At 52.8% G+C, this 2,269-nt stretch carries 2 protein-coding genes and 1 tRNA gene; 2 read left to right on the top strand and 1 reads right to left on the bottom strand.

What is annotated here, in order from left to right:
- Position 1: 1 nt before the first annotated feature.
- A tRNA-Pro gene (locus L975_RS15060) sits at positions 2-75 on the bottom strand.
- A gap of 230 nt (positions 76-305) precedes the next feature.
- Here L975_RS15060 and folD point away from each other — a divergent pair.
- The gene (gene folD / locus L975_RS15055) at positions 306-1,163 is read left to right on the top strand and encodes a bifunctional methylenetetrahydrofolate dehydrogenase/methenyltetrahydrofolate cyclohydrolase FolD (RefSeq protein WP_010862101.1); all 858 of its coding nucleotides are present in this window, start codon (positions 306-308) and stop codon (positions 1,161-1,163) included.
- Positions 1,164-1,280: 117 nt separating this feature from the next.
- Entirely contained in the window at positions 1,281-2,165 is an 885-nt protein-coding gene (locus tag L975_RS15050; RefSeq protein WP_072033088.1) for an ion transporter, read from the top strand.
- Positions 2,166-2,269: the final 104 nt, after the last annotated feature.

The following is a 2,269-nucleotide window of genomic DNA, read 5'->3' as shown; positions in this document are numbered from 1 at the left end:
GTCGGTGAGAGAGGATTCGAACCTCCGACCCACTGGTCCCAAACCAGTTGCGCTACCGGACTGCGCTACTCACCGACTCTCGCCACGCATCAATAATCGAATACCTGACTTGATAGGGACGGGATTATACTGAGATGCGGTGGCGAGTCAAAATGTTTTCGCCCCGAAAGCGACTAAATGCTTAAAACTCCAGCAAGAATATGATTTTTTGTGCAGTCTGGTTTTAAACTATGAAGTCTGCTGACTCTTTTGCCTGTTTCTGACACAATACGGCTTCCTTAAATGTGTGGGAGATCGCAGGTCTGATGGCTGGTATGATTATTGATGGGAAAACGATTGCGCAACAAGTCAGAGCGACAGTTGCCCAACAAGTACAACAGCGGATTGCACAAGGTAAACGTGCCCCCGGATTGGCAGTAGTTCTGGTCGGTCAGGACCCCGCCTCCCAAATCTACGTCGGCTCTAAACGCAAGGCCTGCGAAGAAGTTGGTTTTGTGTCTCGCTCCTACGATTTACCGGCTGACACCACCGAAAGCCAACTGCTGACCTTGATTGACGAGCTGAACGCCGCACCTGATATCGACGGCATCTTAGTGCAGCTGCCCCTGCCTGAAAGCATCGATACCACCAAAGTCATCGAGCGTATCCATCCCAACAAAGATGTGGACGGCTTCCACCCGTACACCATCGGCCGTCTGTGCCAGCGCATTCCGACGCTGCGCCCTTGCACCCCTGGCGGTATCATGACCTTGATTGAAAAAACCGGTATCGACACCTACGGCATGGAAGCAGTGGTTGTTGGCGCATCGAATATTGTCGGTCGCCCAATGTCACTGGAGCTGCTGCTGGCCGGTTGCACCGTCACCACCACTCACCGCTTTACCCGCGATCTGGAAAGCCACGTGCGTCGTGCCGATCTGTTAGTCGTGGCGGTAGGTAAACCACACTTTATTCCGGGTGATTGGATCAAGCCGGGCGCAGTCGTGATTGATGTAGGCATCAACCGCCAGCCAGATGGCAAAGTGGTGGGTGATATCGATTTTGCCACTGCCAAAGAGCGCGCCGCATGGATCACCCCAGTACCGGGTGGTGTCGGTCCAATGACGGTGGCGACGTTGATGCAAAATACCCTGCTGGCCTGCGAGAAATACCACGACCAGTAACAGCATTACACTGGCACGCAAAAAAATCGGTCATAATTAACATTTCGTGCGGGTTAATTTGCATTAACCCGCGCTTTGCGGCATCAAGAAGCCCTTGCAACCGCTGACGGATGTTTTATGTCTGAACCACGTAAATTTCGCCACCGCCTGTACCGCTTTTTATTCGATGCTTCGCGCCCTTCTGGCCGCGCCATTGAAATACTGTTGTTCTTTGCTGTGCTATTCAGTGTCGCCGTACTGATTATCGGCTCCACACTGGAGGCCGGCTCGCCGTGGTACCGCCCTTTTATCTTTTGTGAGATTGTCTTCAGTATCCTGTTTAGTCTGGAGTATTTACTGCGTCTGTACTGCTCGCCTAAGCCGCTGCGCTATGCCAAAAGCTTTTATGGGCTGGTCGATCTCATCTCTATCCTACCGGTCTATCTGTCGCTGTTCTTACCGGGCGCACAGTACACCCTGATGCTGCGGGTGCTGCGTATTTTCCGCTTGTTCCGCATTCTCAAACTGGTGCGCTACATGTCGGAGGCCAATCTGCTGTGGCGCTGCTTGATCCAAACGCACCGTAAAGTGATGGTGTTCTTTGGTGCGGTCGGCCTGATGGTGTGCCTGTTCGGTAGCTTGATGTTTGTGGTCGAAGGGCCGACTAACGGCTTTACCAGTATTCCGATGGGGATTTACTGGGCTATCGTGACCCTGACTACCGTGGGTTATGGCGATCTGGTGCCCCACACCCCAGCGGGGCGAGTGATAGCCTCACTGGTTATCTTAATTGGTTACTCGATCATTGCGGTTCCTACCGGCATCTTGACCGCGCAGCTAACCGAAGAGCTGCAAAAGAACAAAGACCGGATCCGCTGCAACAGCTGTCATCGCACCGGCCATGATGCCGACGCGCTGCACTGTAAATTCTGTGGAGACAAACTGCCGCACGGCCATCATCATTTAGCGCATGAGGCCGCGGAAACCGAACTCGCCGAACAGAACACGCCGCGCTCGGTATAAATGTCATTATCCCGTTGTGTATTACGCGCATAAAAAAAACCGCCTTACGGCGGTTTTTTTTATTTTCTTATGCAGACAACGCATCAGTTACGATTAAGCACGAC

This window comes from Plesiomonas sp. ZOR0011 (genome assembly GCF_000800945.1).
Classification (GTDB): Bacteria; Pseudomonadota; Gammaproteobacteria; order Enterobacterales; family CAMTGL01; genus Plesiomonas; species Plesiomonas shigelloides.
This window is presented reverse-complemented; position numbering and strand designations above follow the sequence as displayed.